Here is a 21887-nt window from a genome sequence, read left to right as displayed (position 1 = left end):
CCTTATATCATCAAGATTTCCCTGATATCCTCTTCTGTAAGTGCAGACGACGATTTGTCTCCAGGGTCGATGATTTCTTCAATAAGGTGTCTCTTTTTCTCTTGAAGTTCATTCATTTTTTCTTCGATTGTACCACGGGCAATAAGTTTGATGACTTGAACAGCATTCTTCTGTCCCATTCGATGGGCACGGTCCGCGGCTTGTTCTTCAACTGCCGGATTCCACCAAAGGTCATATAGAATGACTGTATCGGCACCTGTCAGGTTGAGACCCGTCCCCCCCGCTTTCAATGAAATGAGGAATATATCCCGCTCTCCTGCATTAAATCGATTGCAGATTTCCACACGTTCCTTTGATGGGGTTTTTCCATCCAGGTAGAAAAAAGGTTGTCCCTTCATGGCCAAATCCCTGCCGATAATTTGAAGCATTTTTGTAAATTGCGAGAAAATCAGCACCCGTCTTCCAGAATGCTTCGATTCTTCGACAATTTGCATCAGTTGCTCATATTTAGCTGAACTGCCTTTATATCCGTCCACAAACAAGGCGGGGTGACAGCATATTTGCCTAAGCCGGGTCAAGCCAGCGAGGATCCTGATCCGATTTTTCCGGAGGGTGTCCTTATCCAGGTGTTTCAGCGTATCATGCCGCAGCTTCGCCAGATAGGCGCCGTACAGTTTCTTCTGATCAGGAAGCAGTTCCATCGATTCCAGCGACTCGATTTTTTCCGGAAGTTCACCTAGCACGTCCTCTTTCATTCTCCGCAGCAAAAATGGGCGTATCCTGCGGGAAATCTGCTTCCTTGAGAGATTGCTATACTCCTTTAACCCCATGAATAGTTCAGGGAATACGACGTGGAAAAGGGACCAGAGCTCTTCTAGTGAATTCTCGATAGGCGTACCAGTCAACGCGAAGCGATGTGCAGCATTTATCTTCTTGGCCGCTCGTGCCGTTTGTGTCACTGGGTTCTTAAAGGCCTGTGCCTCATCGAAAAACACCGTATGGAAGTCCTGCTTTTCAAACGATGCGATGTCTTTCCGGAGCAATGGATAAGAGGTGATCACTACATCCACATCCTTCGCTTCCTTAAGCAGCTTCGTCCTTTCAGTCTTGTCGCCATCAATGACGACGGCTTGTATATCAGGAGCGAATTTAGTGAATTCGCTCAGCCAATTGTAGGTCAATGATGATGGGCAGACAATAAGCGCCGGAACCCTTTTCTCACGGATGTCAGGCAGCTCGGATAAAATGAACGCGATGCTTTGCAGTGTTTTTCCCAGTCCCATATCATCAGCAAGAATTCCGCCAAAACCGTATTGGGCAAGGATTTTCATCCATTTATAGCCGTTTTTTTGATACTCGCGCAAGATAGGGACCAGACTATTTGGCACCGTGAACTCCAAGGAGCCCGGATTCCCGATGTTATCCAAAAACTGACGGAATGACTCCTCCATTGTGAATGTTTGGCTGTCATTCACGGAATCAAGGAGCTGAAGCCCTTTTACGATTGGCATGTTCAGCGTGCTCTCCAGGTCTTCATCCTGTACAGGAAGTGCATTCAGAAAACGATTGATTTCCTCGTATTCCCTTGTTTCAAGGGAAAGCAGCGATCCATTCCTTAAACGATAGTACTTCCTCTTTTCTTCAAGCGCTGCTAAGACCTCACGAATTTGTTTATCCGGGATATCATCCATTTCAAATTTGAATTCGAGCCAATTAGTACGTTCTTTTTTAATATTAACCCTTATGCGCGGTGCAGCATTTCCACGGGAAATCCGGTTTCTTACTGCCGTCGTGGCATAGATTTGTACCAGCTTTTGAAGTTTCGGAACGATGTGGTACAAAAACTCATACTCCAACTCTTCATTATGCAAGAAATAGCCGCCGTCCGTCTTGGCAAACTGGCTATCCTCCATCAGCTTCAGTATCTCCGACTCCTTCTCAACATCCCTTATAACCTTTGACTCCTGCTTTTCCAAAGGGTTAATCACGATATTTTCATAGTGAAATTCCAGCCCCGCAAGCAGCCTGTTTTTTACTCGATCCAAGTATAGCTTTGCAACCAGCGGTGTCTTCAAAAACAATTCGGTGATGGTTCTTGCTATATGAACTTCACCGAGTTTTTTCAAACCTGGTACCACTTTGTCCAGGAATAGTTCCAGCTGGTCATGATGGATTGGAATTTGAACCATCCCCGAATCCTCCATCATTTGCTTCAACTCTGAAAGGCGTTGGAAATCCCCATCTTCAAGCTGAACCAATTTCCCTTCAAATAGAACCAATGTGTATGCAATCATGACGATCATTTCGTGCAGCCTTTTAATATTCAGTTGATATCCTTTGACCTCGCTTTCGGTAAATTCAAACTGTAAAGGAAGCGGTCCATTCGATAAACGAAAGCCATTGTATGTAAGGCTACCATAGGCAAGCTTCACCATTGGCGCTACTTCAAGGATGGGGACAAGCCTTCGAAAAGAAGATGGAGGCAAAAGTAATAAATGATTATCCAATGTATATTCAGATTTATCCATCAGGGCGTCAACATAGACTTTTTCATCCGATATCACCGTAATGAGTTCCTGAAGCACGGAATCATTTTCATTCTGAAAACAATGCAATATCGGGTCATATATAAATGAATGGGACACTTCGGCAGATTTTCCGTCTTTAACTCGCTTCAGGAAATCCCGAATATTCGACACATTGTAAGCACCGATTTTCATTTCCAGTCCTAACATATATTGGTCCGTGCCCATCCATACTGGTTTGCACGTAAACTCTGCTTCAAGCACCTTTCTATTTTCAAAGTGGCGCTGATGGCCGCTTTTGCGGACAGGCTGATTATCGAAAAGGGTCAGCAAGCCCTCTGACAACTGCTTATTGGCTGAAGCATTAGAAACGGTTGAATGCAGGCCCTCAGGGATCGTTCCACCTTGCTGATGGTCGTAAACCGACAGCAGGACGGCTGCAATATGCTGACAATCCCGATGGAAGGAAGCTAGCGTAGGACAGCTGCATTTCGTCTGAAATCCGCCTACAGCATCCGTTTCAATCGTGACATGGAAGTCTTCCTTGCCTTTAACCGTTGCTTCACAACCATCTTGACGGTAGCTTTCAAATTTCACTTTATTGGCACGCTGAAAAGCTTCCCCTCTTTTGAAGGAGACGGCCCCGCACATGTCTTTTATGATTTTTTGATTCAATTTGATATCCAAGTTGCCGTCTTCCTCCCGGGGTTTTGTTGTTGAATGATTTTACATTCCGCTGAAAATATCTCATTTAATCATCATACTATGAAATGCGTTTGCAAGGTGGAAAAAAGCAAAAAGACAAACTCCCAAATTCGGAGTTCATCTCTATTTCAGCAAGGCGAATTTGCACCATCATTGTTGTCCTTTGGCGTTGCCTTTCTTTTTTTTTCGATAAAAGAAGCTGAACACAAGGAATGCAAAAAGAATGAAAAAAAGGATAAGTTCAGCGGGGTCCTTCACCAAAAATGGGTTAAAGGCATGCTTGATTGAATTATCCAAATCAAATCCCAATAGAATATCCATACCTAAAGATATGACCACTAAAGGGATTAGAAGCAAAAGCGTAATACCGAAGAATTTCATTTTTGATCAACTCCGCCTTTCAGGAACTTTTTTTGGTGCTTGTCTTCCTTTTTTTTCGATTCTTAAAAAAGGCAATGATCAAGAGAAGCAACGGAATGATCACCTGAAATGGGAGGTGAATGTATATCGGTACGGCTCCTAGCCCTTCATGCATATGTTCCGTATAGCTGCTTGCTATTATTATGGAAATCAGTAAAATGACAAAGCCAACAGGGTATGCAAGTCTGGAGGGCTGTTTAACATTGAAAATATTCGCCGTACCCGTTACCGCCACATAAGTAAATACACTTATCTTGATGAACCCGCCAATCATCAACAAAAACAAAAAGTACACATCGAGACGTTCGAGAAAGCCCGCGACCTCTATGGACTGAATAAGGGTAAGAAGAGGGTATTGCGAACGTGTTGTAAGGTCCACCCCAAGTACAGCAACATTCACAGCCATTATTATCGCGAGAAAAATACCGCTTGTCGCCAAGCTCCATATCCCAATTTTTTTCAGTCGCTGAGGTTCATTTAAATAAGGAAAAATCATTAAAAACACTATGATCTCGCCAAATGGAAAGAAAACGGTTTTAGTGAAACCCATTTTCATCATCTCTGTCCCACTAATTTCAAAAATGGGTTTTAAGTTGTTTAAATGGATCATGCCTGAAGCAATAATCAGAAGCATGAAGGTCATTAAAAGTAAATTCTCCAAGACAAAGAATAGTTCCCCCGTCCTCGTCAATACTTCTATCCCTTTACGGACCGTATACACCACGACTAAAATAAATACAGCGTTCGCAACAAATAACGGAATACGAGGATAGGCAAAAGTAAGCAGCGTATCTCCGAAATCCCTCAGCACCCTTGCAGCAAGATAGATGAAATAAAGGATGTATAGAAAAGCTACGATCCTGCCTAGAAAATTCCCCAATATATTTCGTACAAATTCCGTTAACAACTGATCAGGGTAGTATTGAAAAAGGCCATAATAAATGAAAAATAATAAAAATCCGCCTATCATCGCGATAAGGATGACCAGCCAGGCAGCCTGCTTGGCTTCACCTGCAAGCCCAACCAAAAGTGCACTGCCCATTTCAAACAGGAAAATAAGGACGAACAGCTGGTAACCGCTGATATTTGCCTTTTCCATAAGGATGCCACTTCCTTTCCTTTTATTGATCATCCTTTTTTAAATTCGAAAGATACGGTTTATTACGTAATCCGGTACGGCGAATGAAAGTTTCTACCTGCACATCAACTTCCAGTTTAGGAAAAGAATCATCGTCCCAATTTTTCTCCAACTTCTTCCATTCTTTCGGATGGGATTCGTGCATGAGCTCCCCAAAGCCAAAAATATCGGATTTATTTTTTTGTGCCCGAACGATCGCATCTTCCATCTCCTTCTTCAATTCTTTCGCTAACTTCTTTTCAATATCTATCAGAACATGCATATCGGTTAGATTTAAAGGAACATTCACCTCCCGGATATCTCCCTCTGCATGGACCTTTATCGATATTTTCGGTTTGCCGTTTACCAATTTTGCTCCGACGTTGGTTTTTTGGCGAATAACTGAATAGGTGATTGCGTCTTTTTTCCCCTCCCAATCAAGGTTTAAATGGGTATTTTCAATCCTATCCAATACCCACATTGATCCTATTGCCTTAGCGCCATCCAGCCAGTCAATCAATTTCCCATCTTTAAAAACACCTATCCCTGCTGCATTAGGGTTTGCCTCAATATCCGAGGACATGGTATTCTCCATTTTATCCTCTTTACCTGTGTTTCCTTTCACGGTAAAACCGCTTATTATCGGTTCTTTTCCGGTACTAAGCAGATTTTTGATCACCTCTTGGAGATTGATGCTAATATTTTTCCCCTGGGTTTTTTCAGTGGTTTCAATCGTCCTAATGACTTTCTCAGCAGATACCTTATCGATTGCGGTTAAAGTTTCGACAATATCCCTTGCTTTCACACCCCGGGCAATCACGATCCTCGTAGTTGCCCTGAATTCCGGGGAGCGCTCAAATGCGTCGAAAATATCGTTGAGGCCCTCTTCTTTTGCTAGTTCCTCACTGATGACAATCAAGTTGGCATGGGCAAAATACATATCTCGCGAGATTTTAGTTGAAGCGATATTATCCAGTTCAAGTATATTATTTCCAGCAGCCCTATAAATGGATATCGGTGGATTCGTTCCGCCTCCGCCCTGAAGAGCTCCCGCTACATTGCTTGGATTAATGATTTGGAACGTTCCCACTAACTTTCCTTCTTTATTTCTATCGAGTCCAACCGCCGAGACGATGGCCATTTCGTTTAACTCTGTTTTATCCCAGCAGCCTGTGGTGAATATGGTTGCAATCAACATCATCAAGAGCAGAACTAATCTTTTACGATTCATTGCCTTCACCTTTTTTCCCGTCAGAAGTTTTCATTCCACGCGATTCAGGAGGCAGTGGTCTTTGATTGTCGCCTTCCCTTATCAGATTATTTTCGTTGGTTAAAAATTTAGGCCTTTCCTTGAATGCCCACATAGGTCTTCTGAAGAATGTGTCGCCCAGCCCTTCAGGATTCAGAGGGGCGAGCGGTGTCATATAAGGAACTCCAAGTGAACGCAGGCTGCATAAATGGACGATGAGAATGATAAAGGCTAAAATCATCCCATAAAAACCTAATGTGCCGGCACAAATGATGAATCCGAACCGGACAATGCGGGCAGATATTGCTATGGCATAAGAAGGGGTTGCAAAACTGGCGATTGCCGTGATCGAGACGATGATGACCATTGCCGGAGATACGATACCAGCCTGGACGGCCGCCTGCCCGATGACCAATGCTCCGACAATGGACATCGTCGAACCAACGGCCTTTGGCATCCGAAGACTTGCTTCCCGTAATATTTCAAAGGTCATTTCCATAAGAAGCGCTTCAACGACGGCAGGCAAAGGAACCGTTTCCCTTTGGGCCGCTACAATGACCAGCAACTTCGTTGGAATCATTTCCTGATGAAAAGTCGTGGCTGCAACATAGACAGCCGGCCCGACTATCGAGATGATGAAAACGATGATCCGTAAAAAACGTGTGGCAGATGCAATGTCAAAGCGATTATAGTAGTCTTCGACAGATTGAAAAAACTGTACGAATATTGCCGGGGCCACCAAGACGAAAGGCGTTCCATTAACGAATATCGCCACTCTTCCTTCCAGAAGATTTCCCGCAACCATATCCGGTCTTTCTGTATGGTTAAGGGTTGGGAATGGGGTCATGACCTGGTCTTCTATCAATTGTTCAATATATCCTGATTCAAGAATGCTATCGATGTTAATTCGATTTAAGCGCTTCTTGACCTCCTCGACAATCCCTTCCTTGACAATTCCATTTATATACATGATGGAAACGTCCGTTTTTGTCACAGTGCCTATTTTCATCGACTCTATCCATAAATCCGGTGTATTGATGATGCGGCGTAACATGGCGATGTTCGTTCCATTCGATTCCGTAAACCCTTCCCTAGATCCCCGGACAGTCAAATGCGTGCTCGGTTCCTGAATCGAGCGCTTCTCTCCTCCTCTTGTACTGGCAACAAGGGCGATGTTTACTCCATCAACAAAAATGATGCTGTCCCCTGATAATAAAGTCAAAAATAGTTTTTCCCAGTCCGTGACCCTTTCCACGCCACCGAGGGAAACCACGTCCTCAGAGATAATTTCCAATGCTTCCAGTGGAAGTATGTTTTTTGATAGGTGAGGATTTTTCATGATTGATTCAATTAAAAAGTCCGTTACGCTAGGATTATCAATCAGACCCTGCACATACAAAATAGTTGTTTTTATCTCTGGATTTTGACCGATTTTCAACGTTCGGATAATGATGTCAGGACTTTTTCCCGTCTTTTTCTTCACGATTTCCAGATTGGCAGAAAGGGAACTTTCAATATAAATTGGCGTTTTGCTTTTGGATTGATTTTCATCTTCCTTCTTCTTTTCACGTTGCTTTACTTGTCTCTTTTGTTTGAAAAAAGAAGCCATATTCCGAACCTCATTCCTTTTTCGTTTCACTCATTTTGCCCAAAGCATTCCCCCTTTATTCTGAGTTCAGCCTACTTCCTTCCATAAGAAAAAGGCTGTCGCAATGACAGCCTTTGGCGGTTATTTTCCGTTATGTAATGAAGTGCCGATTATAACGGCCCAATCAACTAAACTGAAATTATACTTTGCCTTTGTTCCTTCTCAAAATCAAAACAACGAAAGTAATCAATAACAAAGCCAATATCGCATAAACGATGTTTGAATAAATGTCCATATATCCTACTATATCTTCCCAGGAAGACCCAACAGCTGCCCCGATATTGACTAAGATGATGTTCCAAATTAATGTTCCGGATGTTGTGTAAAGCAGAAAGAGCCAAAAGCTCATATGGGACATACCTGCAGGAATTGAAATCAAGCTTCTGATCAACGGAACCAGCCTGCAGAAAAACACGGTCCATGCCCCGTACTTGTCAAACCATGAATTCGCCTTATGGACGTCCGATACCGTTAACCGAAGAATATGGCCCCATCTTTCCACGAACCTTTCAATGACCTTAACATCAAGAAGTAAACCAATTCCATAAAGGACGACTGCCCCTGCCACTGACCCTATAGTCGCAGCAATCACGACGCCAATAATCGTCATATCCGCTTTTGTTGTCATGTAGCCGCCAAATGTAAGAATGACCTCTGACGGGATCGGCGGGAAAATATTTTCCAATGCTATTAATAGAAAGATTCCTATATACCCAAAATCGTTCATGAATTCCGTAATCCAGTTTTCCATTTAATACGCTCCTAACTTTCTTGAATCAGCAGCTGACTTGTTACCCGCCGGCTGCTTATCTTGCAATAATCTTGCTCCCTTTATTAACGACCTTTGTTCTTCCGGCGGTCTTGATACCTTTGAAAAAACCAAATGGCAATTGCGATCCAACAACCACCCGCCAAATATCCGGCAATGATATCACTAGGATAATGGACCCCCAAGTATATACGGCTAATACCTATCGAGAGAATCATGATCATGCTGATCAGAATCAATAGAATCCTTGCCCACCTAGCCGTAATGTGACGCCATAGCAAAAATGTAAGAATACCGTATAAGGAAAATGCATTCATGGCATGTCCACTAGGGAAACTGTACCCCCCAATTTCGATGAGTCGATGTAAATCGGGCCGGGCGCGTTGAAACAATAGCTTAACCATCAAATTGAGAAGAGGTGAACCAACCATGACTGCAGTGAATAAGACCAGTTCCAAACGATGCTTCAAAACCCTATATAAGAAAAACAAAATGATCAAGGAAAGGATGATCAGGGAAACGGTTGAACCTATGTAGGTAAAGAACTTCATGATGTCCGTGAGAAGTGGAGACTCCCATCCCTGCACCAAGGAAATCACATCTTCATCAAATTTCAGGTATTCATTTGCACTTATGGTAAATGCCATGAAACTGAACCCGATTAAAGAAAGTACACTTATTAAAAAGGCAATGGTTAATTGCTGCTTTAATTTCATAATAACATCCTTTCACTTATTTAAAACCGATTCATATGGAAATTTCCATTTTATCATATCTTCTTCATTGCATGGTGAGTGTAATCGCCCGCCAACCGAATTCAGGAATTTGCCTGGGCACAAAATTTACTACTTTATCATACTACTCCATTCGTCATTGTCACCTCAACTTCAGGTTACTATAAGATTTCCCGACGACTACAGGAACATCAACTCGATTTAACGGGTGCCATTCAACATGCAAAAAGAAAAAAACCTTATGCAGGTTAGGGCACAAGGTTTTTCGTTTTTTAAATGCGGCTTGCCTTAAGCGGTAGTGATGTCAAAGTTTGCCCGGTCGCTGAATCGGTAAGATTCTCTTCTAACTGGAACGATGGCACCGCTTCAATATGCTTGAATTTCTTCAGGAAGGCAGTTAGTGCAATCTTCGCTTCCAGCCTGGCTAGCGGCGCTCCCAGGCAGAAATGCGGGCCATTTCCGAAGGTGAGATGCTTCTTATTATTAGGGCGGTGAATATTAAGGGTGAAGGGGTCTTCAAACATCTCTTCATCCATATTAGCTGCACTCATCCAAACAACCACGTTATCCCCTTCTTTCAATTCCACTCCCAATAGATCGTTATCTTCCTTTACGGTACGATCTAATTTAATAAGATTGAATCGGAATCGGAGCATTTCTTCGACCGCCTGTGGAACTAAATCCAGGTTTTCATGTAACTCTTGATAAACTTCCTTGTCATCATATAGCAGGGAATAAAAGCTATTGGCCAGTAAATGACTAGTTGTCTCGACCCCTGCCCCTAAAATCAGCATGGTCGTCCGGACAACCTCATCATCCGTAAACATTTCCCCATCCACTTCTGACTTCAATAGATCTGAGATGATATCATCCGCCGGGTTCAATCGTTTTTGCACAACAATCGGATACAAATACTGATAGTATTCTTTTGCGGCCACTTGCTTCAATTTATCTACTTCTTCTTGTTTTTCTCTATCAAAAGGAAGAAATAAGGTATCCACCCATTTCTTAAACAATAAACGATCTTTCGAGGGAACGCCCATCAAATCCGACATGACAATGATCGGAAGCGGACTCGCCAATGATTGCACAATATCGATTTCCGTTTCCTCATCCATTTGTCCAATCAACTCATCCGTAATTTCCTGAATGCGAGGTTCCCAGTTTTGAAGACTTCTAGGTGTGAATGCTGCGGCCAGCAGTGAACGGCGTTTTCTATGCTCAGGTGGATCCGCCTCAGTAATTTTGATTTTATCAGGCACAGAACCTTCCTCACTATCCGTTCCAACCGATATGGTAGTTCGTTTACGCACACTTGAAAAATGCTTATAATCACTGAGAACCCGCTTCACATCTTCATATTTAAAAACATTCCACGTATCCGTTCCTTCGTGATAACTCACCGGGTCATTTTCTAACATCCGTTTACACCAAGCGTACGGACTAAATTCCTCCGTCCGTGTTTTAAACCTAGTAATTTCTTTTACTGCAATAACTTCTTTCATGATACCGACTCCTCCCACTTCTTAAAAGTTACCTAACAAAAGGATCGAATGTTCAGCTTACCATCTCAGTCGATTTGTTAAAGGGTCGAGCATTCCTGATAGACTTTTTCACCATATCCTTAAATACACATCTATTCCATTATAGGGTAAAATCCCGCAATAAACCATGCATCTTCCATACCAGCAGCCTTACATGAAATTTGCCCCACAATCCCAACAACCCTATGTAAAACTGCTTATTTTTTTACAATTCCCTTTCTTTTTCTATTTTTTTATGTCTCTCAATTGAAGCTTAAAATCCGATCCTCATTTTCAAATTCGGTGAAAGTCCTTCCACTAAGTTATTTCAGTATAAATTATTTTTATAATACCCGAGTTTGATTCGGAATGAATCCACTGCATAAAAAAACGGCTGCTCAATGCAGCCGTCAGGTTAGTTAAGCCCTCACTGGATTTAAGTGAATTTGTGACACTCCTGCCGAATAACTGGGCTGGCCGAGACCCCACAGCCTCTTGCGGTGAGGAGGCTGTGGCAGGCGGAAAGGTAGCGGATTTCTGAAATCAAGCTGGAATTTTTAAAAGAAAAAAAACTGCAGGCAGACTCGCTTTTCTTCGAGTTTGTCTACAGTCTGAACGGCTGCACTGTAGCCGTCAATTTTTGCCCCTTTTAATCAGTTCATGCAAATCATCCATCTTCTTTTCCATTATATCCAATCTGGTTTTACGGTGCTTGATTGAACGGAAAAGGGATACGGTTCCCACGATGATCAGGATTAGAAATACAAGGCAAAACAATTGGTATACCATATCCGCAATATTATACCCACTCACTATGTAATCCCCCTAAATGGCATTCTCAATATTCTATTATACACCAGGCAAAATGAACAATTTAACCTTTTTAAGGGGAATCGGGAATAAAAAAACCGATAGCCAGTTGCTATCGGTTGATCTTTTATACCTCTAATTGTTGATCGTCATCTTGTGGCACAATTAATTCATTATAAAATGCAGCCATTGTTGTTCCTGCATAAGGAATCAACCATAGTAAACCAATTCCCAGCGTTAACATGCTAAGAATGCCCCATCCGATGAAGCTTAGGTGCATAAGGAAATACTTCCATTTCAAGCCCTTCATCCTTTTTCTGCTTTCTGTAATGCTTTCAAGCACCGTGTATTCAGGATGATCCTTCAATAAGAAAAACACCTGCGAATAGGCGATGCCTTTGATGATACCCGGAATGATTAATAATAATGACCATAAAAAAATGAAAATACCTTGTAAGATGGATGCCCCAATAAGCTTGAAAGAGGTTTTGCCTTCTTTATAGATAGCAAATACTTCTGGAATATCAGGGTTTCCTTCCCTAACCAAATTCAGATAGAACCAAGTGGTTGAAATGGTAAGCGGGATTAAGGCAATGGAAAAGACGAGACTGAAGATATCAGACCATATCGGTGTTTCTTCCTGCATGAGCCATTGTGAAAACCCACCGCTTCCTATCACTTCGACAATTAAAGGTAAAATGATGTTGATCAAGAACAGAAGCAACATCAGCGATACAGTTACTCCCCATTTACCTCCCAACGACTGAAGGGCGTTCCTTTTTAATTCTGAGATTCTCATACTCCTATTTAACTCCCCTTTTTTAAACAGCGGAATTCTGAATATTCACCATTTAATTGTAAAATCTGGTCGAATTAAGAAAAACCACTATTTTTTTGATGTTTAAATCCCATGTTGTATTTTAACATAATATTTCTAGCTGTGGGCTTAATTTCCTAGAAAGCACACACAGATAAAGAAAAGCTGTTGAATCGGTTTCGAGCAACCATGATCAACTCCTTTCTCGCCTTGGCTATTGGCTTGTAACAGTTTATGAAAGCGAATATGACAATATGCCATCAATCATTCAGTGCCATAAACCATTTAATTCCTTCCATTTGAAAAAACCTTCGCGTAACCATACCCAATTAAGTGTACGGTCCGCGAAGGTGCTTTCATAGATCTTGGATAATGTACTTTCTAGTTCTTTTTTCCTTCCCGGCAAGGATTTCTAATGTTCTCCAGTGATTTGCTCCTTGGATTCTATCCTAAAATCTTACGAACAGCATGGATAAAAATATTAACACCGTATTCCATGGCATCTTCGTCAAAAGTAAAACGCGGATGATGGTGGGGATAGGTTATTCCCTTTTCCTTATTCCCAGCTCCTATCAAGAAATAATTGCTAGGTGCCTTTTGTTGGAAAGCCGAAAAGTCCTCAGCTCCCATCGTCGGTTTTTGATGGTCGACAGCCTTTTCTCCATAAACTTCACGGACTGTTTCTTCCATGAGTTTGGTGACTTCATTGTCATTTATGACTGGTCGATATCCAGTTAAATAGTTAAATTCATACGAGGCACCATGTGCTTCCGTAATGCCTTTGATGACCCTTTCCATAAGAATTGGCATGGATTCACGGAATTTCAAATCAAAACTACGAACCGTCCCGCTAATCTCTACGGAGTTTGCAATGACATTGGCCGCTTCCCCTCCAACGAACTTTCCAATTGAGAGAACCAAGTTGTCGAGCGGATCTGTATTGCGGGAAACGATATATTGAAGATTCGTAACGACCTGGGCCCCGATCGCGATGCTGTCAATTGTTTCATGAGGTGCAGAACCATGGCCCCCCTTACCATTAACGGTCAGAAAGAAACCATCCGGCGCAGCCATCATCGGTCCATATACGATGCCAACTTTCCCGACTTCAAAGGTGGACATGAGGTGGGCACCAATCACGATATCCACACCTTCCATAACGCCTGCATCGACCATTTCCTGCGCTCCCCCAGGAAAATACTCTTCGGCATGCTGAAAAAAGAAGCGGACTTCACCTTTCAGGCTATCTTTCATTCCGGAAAGGATTTTCGCCGTACCAAGAAGCATCGCCGTATGTCCATCATGACCGCAAGCATGCATGACACCTGGTGTTCGAGATTTAAAATCGAAAGAATTCTCTTCCTCAATCGGCAACGCATCCATATCTGCACGGATGCCCAATGTTTTCCCAGGTTGGGAGCCAATCAAGCAGGCCATCACACTATATTTTGTCGGACGTGTAACTTCCAGGTTTCCAAATGACAACAGGGTTTCGTATACGAATTGCGATGTCTTCTCCTCTTGATAAGATAATTCCGGATGCTGGTGAAGATGACGTCGCCAAGCAATCACATCTTCCCTTACACTTTTTATTTCCGGATATAATTTCAAACTATGCATGACCATTTCCTCCTCAAATATGAACTATAAGAATCTCTCTATCTAGTAATCAGCAAGTTATGTGCCAATTTCCGGATTACCCTTCCCGCTCTTGAAAAATAGGATTACAGCAACCCCTTTTCCCCTTATACACCATGGAAGTGTAAATTTTTTCACCCTCTAGCGTAAAAAAAATTTTACTACCATTGAACACCGTTCTAAGAAACGAAAGGGACGAAAAGGAAATCCGCTCCCTTTTCGCCCCTATTTCCTCTATTTATTTATCGTCTTTTCTTTTTGATAAACCAAAGAACCGCCCATATAGGTTTCTTCCACTGTAATCCTATCGATTTCCTCCGGTCTTATCGCCAAAATATCCTGGTCAAGCACAATGAAGTCTGCATGATAGCCGGGAGTGAGCTGCCCGACATCCGGGATTCTCGTTATCTCCTGAGCTGCCCGCGTGTAGAGTGTAATAGCGGTAGGTACATCCACACGCTGATCCTGACCGGTGTCCGTACCATCATAGGCAATTCGCGTGACGGCTGCCTTGATTCCGACGAACGGATTGACCGGATCAACCCATGCTGTTGCTGGTGCATCGGAAGAGAATGCCAGCTTTATGCCTGCCTTTAACATGGATTGGATGGGGTACGTTTGCCTTGTGCGTTCTGCACCTAGATTATTAAGATAGCTTTCGATTTCGGCATATAAGAAGATTGGTTGAGGAACAAAAGCGATACCCGTTTCTGCTGCTCGCTGAAGTGCTTGCTTTTTAGGCATGGCTGCATGTTCGATTCTTATTGATGGACCATCAGCGATCCATCCCGTTTTTCCGTAAAAGGTATTCACGATCATATCGATCGCTTGCTCCCCCATTGCATGTATGACCAATTGTATATTGTTTTCCCTGGCTGCCTCAGCTGCACTTAACAACTCCGCCTCTGAGGTCATCTGAATGCCCTGGTTCTTTTCTTCGCCTAAAAATGGAGGGTCGACCCACGCGGTTTGCCCCGACACGCTGCCATCCGAGAATAACTTAACCCCACCGATATGATTCTGGTTTTCTCTGTTTGTTTTACCCTTATCCAGGATCATATCATTCTTCATATCTTCCCAAATATAGTATAAAACAGTACGTTGCTTTAAACCCTTTTCGCTCGCAGCCCTATACAAATCCAAGTAATCGATCGGCTTGGTCCTTGCCAGGAGTTCAGTGATTGCAGTAATCCCATGTGCTAATAATTTAGGACTCAATTCGGCGAGAGTATCTGTTTCTTCTTCGAATGTTTGAACCGGCATCACTTTATTGACCAGTTCTTTTGCATTTTCCCGTAATATTCCGGTCGGCTCCCCTTCTGAATCCCTGTCAATCTCTCCCCCTGCTGGATTTAGCGTGTCCTTTGTAATTCCCGCCAATTCCAATGCCTTGCTGTTCACGACAATTATATGGCCGCAGGTCCGGGTTATTACCACAGGTACTTCCGTCGTCGCCCTATCCAGATCGTAGCGTGAAGGGGACCGTCCTTCCGTCAATTTCCCTTCATCATATCCCCAGCTTTCAATCCAATCCCCTGATTTTTGGGATTCACACTGTTCACGAACGGCCTTGATCAAATCCTCAATCGATTCAACGACAGGTGGCATACATGGAATTTGCTTGGCCGCCTTCGCTAAAAATAGCGGATGAAGATGTGAATCTATTAATCCGGGAAGCACCCGCCGCCCTTGAAGATCAATCTGTTCCCCATTCATTCCGTCTGTCTCTGACTGTTCTCCTACCCACTCGATGCGCCCATTACGAACAACCATGGCAGTCGCATAAGGTTGTTTTGGATTCGATGTAAATATTTTCCCATTTATATAAATAAAATTCATATTTCGTTTATTTTCAATCATACTTTCCCTCTCCTTAATAAGTAAAATCCAACATGATGAACGTGGAAACTTCCCTTCATCCTTCCATATTTAAACCTTATGCCGTTTCCCAACAATTAAGATAAATGGTTTTCACCAGTCATGGGGCTTGAAGGAGTTCCCTGAGCCTGTTTTCCGTGAATGAACGTTCCCACGACGAATCCCAGTACGGCTGGAATCAGCCATGCAAAACCATATGAACTGAATGGGATGATGGAAATGAAATCATTCATGAATCCCATATGGATACCGACGCTTTCCAATGTTTCGCATAAACTGATGATGAAAGTGGCCAGGACCGACCCCTTATAGGCACCCGCGTTTGGTATGTACCTGCGGAAAACGCCAAGTAAGACAATCACTATCGAAACAGGGTAAATTCCCATGAATAACGGTACGGAATAGTCGATGATCTTTTCGACACCCATTAGCCCCATCAACACTCCAATGGCACAAACGACGATTACCCAATTGCGGTAACTCACTTTTTGTTTCGTCAACCCGCTAAGGAAATCTGCAATTGAAGCGGTTATTCCAATTGAGGTGGTAAGGCATGCTAATGAAACCGCTATAGCCAATGCAATGGTGCCGTAATCCCCAAGCAGTTTATAAACCAGGCTCGTCACCAGCTGCGCACTCTCCATTTCATAAGGGAATAATCCGCTTCCTGTAGCACCGATATATAGAAGCCCTCCGTATATGATGAGCAATCCCAAACCAGCCACTATGGTTCCATTCATGACCACTTGCTTCATTTTGGAAGGTTCCGCATATCCTTTTGCTGCAATCGAGCCAATGAAAACCGATGCACAAAGAAGGCCGGTGAACACATCACCCGTCTGATAAGCACTAAAAAACGAGTGGCCAAACGGATTTTGAATTTCCGTATTTACAGGCGCCCCCAGTGGATCGATAGTGCCTTTGATGACGATAAAAAGAAGAATGGCGAACAGAGCAGGCGTTAGCACTTGTCCGACTTTATCAATGAGATTGGATCGATCGCTGGCAAAATAAAAATTCAATCCAAAGAAAACGACCATCGTCACGAAAGAAGGGACATTCGGGAATAATGTATGGACCCCCATTTCATGGGTCGTAGCGGCCGTCCTGGGTACAGTGACGAGCATCGCAATCCCGATCATGACAACCAGATTGAATACCTTATAAAACCAAGTGCTGATCGGCCTTGTCAGTTCTTCAAATTTCCCTTTTGAATTCAAGACCGCCACAACTCCCAGTATAGGGAGTACAATTCCCGTAAGAATGAAGCCCGCTAGAGCCGGAAGCCAATCCGACCCTGACGCAAGTCCGATCGACGGAGGAAAAATCAGGTTGCCAGCCCCAAAAAATACGGCAAATAAAGCAAAACCAAAAATAAGGCTGTCACGTACTATCTTGTTTGTATTCATCCATTCACCTCTATTTTTTATCACTTAATGAAACCAGCTTTTAATACGCCTATCACTTATATAAGCAAATGCCGTGCCAATCTTAACAATATTTTAATTATTTTTAACATCACTGGCATATTCCCCTGCACACAAGGCAAAAAAGGGTCACGATTCTATTTAGCGTCTAGAATCGTGACCCTTTGATTATCCAAATCCAATAAAAAGTGGTGAAATTTTTACCTCTAGCGTAAAAGAATTTTTACCGCAATTTATGTTTTTCCATTTTATATTTCAATAATTGTTTGGAGATACCAAGCTGTCTGGCAGATTCCGCCATTTTCCCATTCGTATTTTTCAACTGACTCACAATGATCTCTTTTTCATATTGCTGAACCGCATCTTTTAAGGAATCCACATTAAGACTGTTGTTATTAGCCATTGGAGCTTCAGTATAATCTCTTATTCTTCCAGGAATATCATCAAGGGTGATTCTACTGGACTGGACATGATTATATGCCGTCTCAACCGCATTTTTCAATTCCCTGATATTCCCTGGCCATGGATATCTTTTGAAACACTCCAGCACTTCATCCTGAAGACCGTCGATATATATATTCATCGTATTGTTGTAAAAATTCAGATAATGATCAACAAGGACTTCTATATCCTCTTTTCTATCCATCAAGTTTGGCAAGTCAATCTGTACGACACCGATTCTATAGAATAAATCTTCCCGCAACCGTTTCTCCGCCAGTAAAATATCCGGTACCTCATTGGTTGCTGAAATCACCCTGATGTCCAAGCGGATATTTTTCTTCCCGCCCAGTCTCCTGATCGTTTTCTCTTCAATCGCCTTCAGAAGCTTCACCTGAAGATTCATATCCAGTGAATTGATTTCATCCAGAAATAAAGTTCCGCCTTCCGCCTGTTCGAATAGACCCGGCATGTCTTCCGATCCGGTGAAGCTCCCCTTATTCGTACCAAACAAAGTGCTTTCCCATAAACTAGCAGGGACCGCACTGCAGTTAAGTGAAATGAAGGGCTTTCCAAATCGATCGCTTAAATTATGGATCGCCTGAGCGATAAGTTCTTTCCCTGTGCCCGTTTCCCCAACGATCAAAACATTTGAGGTCGTTAGCGCAATTCTTCCAAGTTTATCTTTAATGCTTTCCATTTTAGGGTTAACCGTAATAATATCATCGACCGTATAAACGGTATTATTTCTCCTGAAGATTTTATGGCTCGAATATTTGTCCAAATATTGGATGGCATCCTTGGAAAAGAAACGCTTAGAGAATTCTACGGCTCCAATTATTTTACCGTTTTCGGCTATCGGAAATGTGGAATTGATCGTTTCGATGACCTCTCCCGTTTTGGTGATCATCTCTTGTTTTATATTACATAACGGTTTTCCCGTCCTTAACACATTCATCAGCGTACTATTTTCGTTCGTGATATTTTTATAAAAGGAAGTGACACTCTTCCCCATGAATTCTTCCGGCCTTATCCCAAGCTCTATAAGGACATTTAAATCTGCCATATCATAAAAAATGATAATCCCTTTATCATCTACGACCAAAACATTATCAAAATCGGATAATCTCCTGAATATATCCACATTCATATTCACCCTTCCAGCCTCCTCTCAACTTTACATATTCAAACCGTGACAATCCCCGCAGATCGGTCATTCACCTTGTAGCTTCCTGGTTTGTAACTGCTTGGTGCATTGTCCAATCATTCTGATATTTTACCATGAAACAGGGCGTTTTTTCTTTTCAAACTTTTTCCTGGCTTTGTCATCACCATATAAATGATCACAACAAAAAAAGAGCATCCCAAAGCAGAAATCACTTCCGCCTTTGGAACACCCTCTTTCCTATAATCAATCAGAGCCAGTTATAACAAAATCGTCTTGGAGCAAAGCTAAAGGAAGCTTTCTATTTATAGGATCCCCTGCCGAAACATTAATTTCAGTAATGTGACCACTGGCACCTATTGAAACATCAATCAATTTCCCATCCTCCGTTTTCACTAAAAAGAGCCTCTCCCATTCATAAACATAGGAATTCTTTTGAACGTAAACTTGTTCGACGGTCCCATCCTGAGCACACTCGATGGTATGAATCGGTTTTAACACGGAATCACTCCTCCACTCTCCATTATTTGGCTAGCTTATACCCAGCCACGGAATATCGAGGCTTCTGCCATTTTTCTGACACCCACCATATACGCTGCCAGCCTCATATCCACTTTTCTTGTCTCGGACATTTCATATACTTGATTAAATGAATTGACCAATAACTCTTTTAATTTGGTTTGGACTTCTGCATCTTCCCAATAATAACCTTGATTATTTTGAACCCATTCAAAGTAAGAAACTGTCACACCGCCTGAGCTTGCCAATACATCAGGTACGAGAAGCACATTGCGTTCCGTCAAGATCTTGGTTGCCTCCAAAGTGGTAGGTCCATTAGCTGCTTCCACAACAATTTGGGCTTTGATAAGATGTGCATTTTCTTTGGTGATTTGATTGGAAATGGCAGCAGGCACTAAAATATCACAATCTTGTTCCAGAAGCTCCTGGTTGGTGATTGTATTATCGAATAGTGTCGTTACCGTCCCAAAGCTATCCCTTTTATCAAGTAAGTAATCGATATCCAGACCCTCAGGTTTATAGATGGCACCATATGCGTCCGATATGCCAATCACTTTCGCACCAGCATCATGCATGAATTTGGCCAAAAAGCTTCCTGCATTCCCAAACCCTTGGACGATGATGCGTGCACCTTTCAATTCTATGCCCTTACGCTTTGCCGCTTCCTCGATACAGATGGTGACACCTTGTGCCGTCGCCTTTTCCCTACCGTGTGAACCGCCCAGTACCAGTGGCTTGCCTGTAATGAAACCAGGCGAATCGTGTTCTCTTATTCTACTGTATTCGTCCATCATCCATGCCATGATTTGTGAATTCGTATAAACATCCGGGGCCGGAATATCTTTAGTCGGCCCCACTATTTGGCTGATTGCCCGAACGTATCCACGGCTAAGCCTTTCCAATTCACCGATGGACATTTGGCGCGGATCACAGATGATGCCGCCTTTTCCTCCGCCATATGGCAGATTCACGATTCCGCATTTCAAACTCATCCACATTGAAAGTGCCTTGACTTCTTCTTCATCGACTTCAGGATGAAAACGGATTCCGCCTTTCGTCGGACCTACAGCATCGTTATGCTGTGCACGGTATCCAGTGAAAATCTTCGTCGAATTGTCATCCATCTTGATTGGAATCCGGACGGTCAGCATCCGAAGAGGTTCCTTCAAAAGCTCGAACACTTCTTCAGAATAGCCAAGCTTATCCAGCGCCTCCTTGATTACGACCTGTGTTGAATCTAGCAAACTGACAGTTTCTTTTTCTTCTTTGACTGTTGTACTCAATGGAATTCACCTCATAGGTATATTAGGATAAAACTTTTTTAATGCGTTCGATTGCCCAATCCAAGTCTTCTTTTGTAATCACTAATGGCGGAGCAAAACGGATAACTGTATCATGTGTTTCTTTACAAAGCAATTTTTCTTCTTTAAGCTGCTCACAATAAGGTCTTGCTGCTTCCGTTAATTCGACTCCGATGAATAAGCCTCTGCCGCGGATATCTTTAATCATTGGATTCTTGATTTCTTTTAAACTATCCATAAAGTATTGTCCAAGCTCCAATGAACGTTCAGCAAGCTTCTCTTCTTCAAGGACTTCCAATGAAGCGATGGAAACCGCACATGCCAATGGATTGCCGCCGAATGTAGAACCATGGGAACCAGGATTGAATACGCCAAGGATTTCACGGTTTGCAGCTACGCAAGAGATTGGGAAAACCCCGCCGCCCAGCGCTTTACCTAAAATGTACATATCCGGAACTACTCCATCCCAGTCAGAGGCGAACATTTTTCCTGAACGTCCAAGTCCTGACTGAATTTCATCAGAAACGAATAGGACATTATTTTCTTTACATAAGTCGTAAGCTTCTTTCAAGAATCCTTGTGGCGGTATGATGATTCCCGCTTCACCTTGAATCGGTTCGATTAAAAATCCAGCCGTTTGCGGTGTAATCGCTTCTTTCAATGCATCAAGGTCGCCGTAAGGGATAAGCTTGATTCCTGGCAGCATCGGTCCAAAGCCCCTTCTATATTCATCATCGGATGACAAGGACACTGCTGCCATCGTCCGGCCATGGAAATTCCCGATACATGCAATGATTTCAGCTTGGTTTTCTGCGATTCCCTTAACATCATAACCCCAGCGTCTAACAGCTTTGATTGCAGTTTCAACAGCTTCAGCACCTGTATTCATAGGCAGTGCCATGTCTTTTTGCGTAATGCGCGAAACCATTTCATACCATGGTCCTAATTTATCACTATGGAATGCACGGGACGTTAATGTTACGCGATCAGCTTGTTTTTTTAATTCGTCGATGATTTTCGGATGCCTGTGGCCTTGGTTCACTGCTGAATAGGCACTAAGCATATCCATATATTTGTTGCCTTCAGGATCTTCCACCCAAACTCCTTCTGCCTTCGAAATGACGATTGGAAGTGGATTATAATTGTTTGCACCATATTGTTCTGTTTGCTCGATTAATTTTTCCGTTAATGTTGTCATGTTGAT

The 21887-nt window shown here is 42.7% G+C and carries 17 protein-coding genes; all 17 read right to left on the bottom strand.

Annotation, left to right across the window (positions count from 1 at the left end):
- Window positions 1–2: 2 nt before the first annotated feature.
- Window positions 3–3212, bottom strand: coding sequence for a DEAD/DEAH box helicase (locus ACWF5P_RS01745; protein ID WP_452444527.1), 3210 nt, complete (start codon window positions 3210–3212; stop codon window positions 3–5).
- 168 nt (window positions 3213–3380) lie between these two features.
- Complete coding sequence (locus ACWF5P_RS01740) at window positions 3381–3611, bottom strand: hypothetical protein (protein WP_101223080.1); 231 nt, start codon at window positions 3609–3611, stop codon at window positions 3381–3383.
- A 19-nt stretch (window positions 3612–3630) separates the two neighbouring features.
- Complete coding sequence (locus ACWF5P_RS01735) at window positions 3631–4749, bottom strand: GerAB/ArcD/ProY family transporter (protein WP_452444525.1); 1119 nt, start codon at window positions 4747–4749, stop codon at window positions 3631–3633.
- A 22-nt stretch (window positions 4750–4771) separates the two neighbouring features.
- Window positions 4772–5998, bottom strand: a complete 1227-nt coding sequence (locus tag ACWF5P_RS01730) for a Ger(x)C family spore germination protein (protein ID WP_452444524.1) — start codon at window positions 5996–5998, stop codon at window positions 4772–4774.
- Window positions 5988–7625, bottom strand: coding sequence for a spore germination protein (locus ACWF5P_RS01725; RefSeq protein ID WP_230176667.1), 1638 nt, complete (start codon window positions 7623–7625; stop codon window positions 5988–5990). Before ACWF5P_RS01725 ends, ACWF5P_RS01730 begins: the two co-directional genes overlap by 11 nt.
- A gap of 178 nt (window positions 7626–7803) precedes the next feature.
- Entirely contained in the window at window positions 7804–8415 is a 612-nt protein-coding gene (locus ACWF5P_RS01720) for a DedA family protein (protein WP_101223084.1), read from the bottom strand.
- 83 nt (window positions 8416–8498) lie between these two features.
- Entirely contained in the window at window positions 8499–9149 is a 651-nt protein-coding gene (locus ACWF5P_RS01715) for a phosphatase PAP2 family protein (RefSeq protein ID WP_434167625.1), read from the bottom strand.
- A gap of 290 nt (window positions 9150–9439) precedes the next feature.
- Window positions 9440–10675 carry a cytochrome P450 gene (locus tag ACWF5P_RS01710; protein ID WP_427572403.1) on the bottom strand — a complete coding sequence of 412 codons (1236 nt, stop codon included), beginning with the start codon at window positions 10673–10675 and terminating at the stop codon, window positions 9440–9442.
- A gap of 648 nt (window positions 10676–11323) precedes the next feature.
- Entirely contained in the window at window positions 11324–11503 is a 180-nt protein-coding gene (locus tag ACWF5P_RS01705) for a DUF4083 domain-containing protein (protein ID WP_230176665.1), read from the bottom strand.
- A 124-nt stretch (window positions 11504–11627) separates the two neighbouring features.
- Window positions 11628–12299 carry a DUF975 family protein gene (locus ACWF5P_RS01700; protein WP_434167626.1) on the bottom strand — a complete coding sequence of 224 codons (672 nt, stop codon included), beginning with the start codon at window positions 12297–12299 and terminating at the stop codon, window positions 11628–11630.
- A gap of 462 nt (window positions 12300–12761) precedes the next feature.
- A complete protein-coding gene (locus ACWF5P_RS01695; RefSeq protein ID WP_434167627.1) occupies window positions 12762–13937 on the bottom strand; it encodes a M20 family metallopeptidase in 1176 nt (391 codons plus the stop codon).
- 252 nt (window positions 13938–14189) lie between these two features.
- The gene (locus ACWF5P_RS01690) at window positions 14190–15815 is read right to left on the bottom strand and encodes an amidohydrolase (protein WP_452444523.1); all 1626 of its coding nucleotides are present in this window, start codon (window positions 15813–15815) and stop codon (window positions 14190–14192) included.
- Between the two features lie 95 nt (window positions 15816–15910).
- Window positions 15911–17242 carry a branched-chain amino acid transport system II carrier protein gene (gene brnQ / locus ACWF5P_RS01685; protein WP_434167629.1) on the bottom strand — a complete coding sequence of 444 codons (1332 nt, stop codon included), beginning with the start codon at window positions 17240–17242 and terminating at the stop codon, window positions 15911–15913.
- Between the two features lie 241 nt (window positions 17243–17483).
- Entirely contained in the window at window positions 17484–18848 is a 1365-nt protein-coding gene (locus tag ACWF5P_RS01680) for a sigma-54 interaction domain-containing protein (RefSeq protein ID WP_452444622.1), read from the bottom strand.
- A gap of 261 nt (window positions 18849–19109) precedes the next feature.
- Window positions 19110–19364, bottom strand: coding sequence for a hypothetical protein (locus ACWF5P_RS01675; RefSeq protein ID WP_076364404.1), 255 nt, complete (start codon window positions 19362–19364; stop codon window positions 19110–19112).
- A 35-nt stretch (window positions 19365–19399) separates the two neighbouring features.
- Window positions 19400–20665: a Glu/Leu/Phe/Val dehydrogenase dimerization domain-containing protein gene (locus ACWF5P_RS01670; RefSeq protein ID WP_434167630.1), complete on the bottom strand. Its 1266-nt coding sequence runs from the start codon at window positions 20663–20665 to the stop codon at window positions 19400–19402.
- Window positions 20666–20687: 22 nt separating this feature from the next.
- Window positions 20688–21881 carry an ornithine--oxo-acid transaminase gene (locus ACWF5P_RS01665; protein ID WP_034309472.1) on the bottom strand — a complete coding sequence of 398 codons (1194 nt, stop codon included), beginning with the start codon at window positions 21879–21881 and terminating at the stop codon, window positions 20688–20690.
- Window positions 21882–21887 lie beyond the last annotated feature (6 nt).

The sequence above is a fragment of the Peribacillus sp. NPDC055009 genome (assembly GCF_053608705.1).
The sequence above is the reverse complement of the archived record's forward strand: the minus strand, read 5'-3'. Positions and strand labels throughout refer to the sequence as shown.

What these genes read in the sequence shown, in the direction of transcription:
- ACWF5P_RS01695 (WP_434167627.1), bottom strand. Translation starts at nt 13,937, where the DNA reads ATGCATAGTTTGAAATTATATCCGGAAATAAAAAGTGTAAGGGAAGAT.
- ACWF5P_RS01740 (WP_101223080.1), bottom strand. Translation starts at nt 3,611, where the DNA reads ATGAAATTCTTCGGTATTACGCTTTTGCTTCTAATCCCTTTAGTGGTC.
- ACWF5P_RS01735 (WP_452444525.1), bottom strand. Translation starts at nt 4,749, where the DNA reads ATGGAAAAGGCAAATATCAGCGGTTACCAGCTGTTCGTCCTTATTTTC.
- brnQ (WP_434167629.1), bottom strand. Translation starts at nt 17,242, where the DNA reads ATGAATACAAACAAGATAGTACGTGACAGCCTTATTTTTGGTTTTGCT.
- ACWF5P_RS01715 (WP_434167625.1), bottom strand. Translation starts at nt 9,149, where the DNA reads ATGAAATTAAAGCAGCAATTAACCATTGCCTTTTTAATAAGTGTACTT.
- ACWF5P_RS01720 (WP_101223084.1), bottom strand. Translation starts at nt 8,415, where the DNA reads ATGGAAAACTGGATTACGGAATTCATGAACGATTTTGGGTATATAGGA.
- ACWF5P_RS01690 (WP_452444523.1), bottom strand. Translation starts at nt 15,815, where the DNA reads ATGATTGAAAATAAACGAAATATGAATTTTATTTATATAAATGGGAAA.
- ACWF5P_RS01700 (WP_434167626.1), bottom strand. Translation starts at nt 12,299, where the DNA reads ATGAGAATCTCAGAATTAAAAAGGAACGCCCTTCAGTCGTTGGGAGGT.
- ACWF5P_RS01680 (WP_452444622.1), bottom strand. Translation starts at nt 18,848, where the DNA reads ATGAATGTGGATATATTCAGGAGATTATCCGATTTTGATAATGTTTTG.
- ACWF5P_RS01665 (WP_034309472.1), bottom strand. Translation starts at nt 21,881, where the DNA reads ATGACAACATTAACGGAAAAATTAATCGAGCAAACAGAACAATATGGT.
- ACWF5P_RS01730 (WP_452444524.1), bottom strand. Translation starts at nt 5,998, where the DNA reads ATGAATCGTAAAAGATTAGTTCTGCTCTTGATGATGTTGATTGCAACC.
- ACWF5P_RS01725 (WP_230176667.1), bottom strand. Translation starts at nt 7,625, where the DNA reads ATGGCTTCTTTTTTCAAACAAAAGAGACAAGTAAAGCAACGTGAAAAG.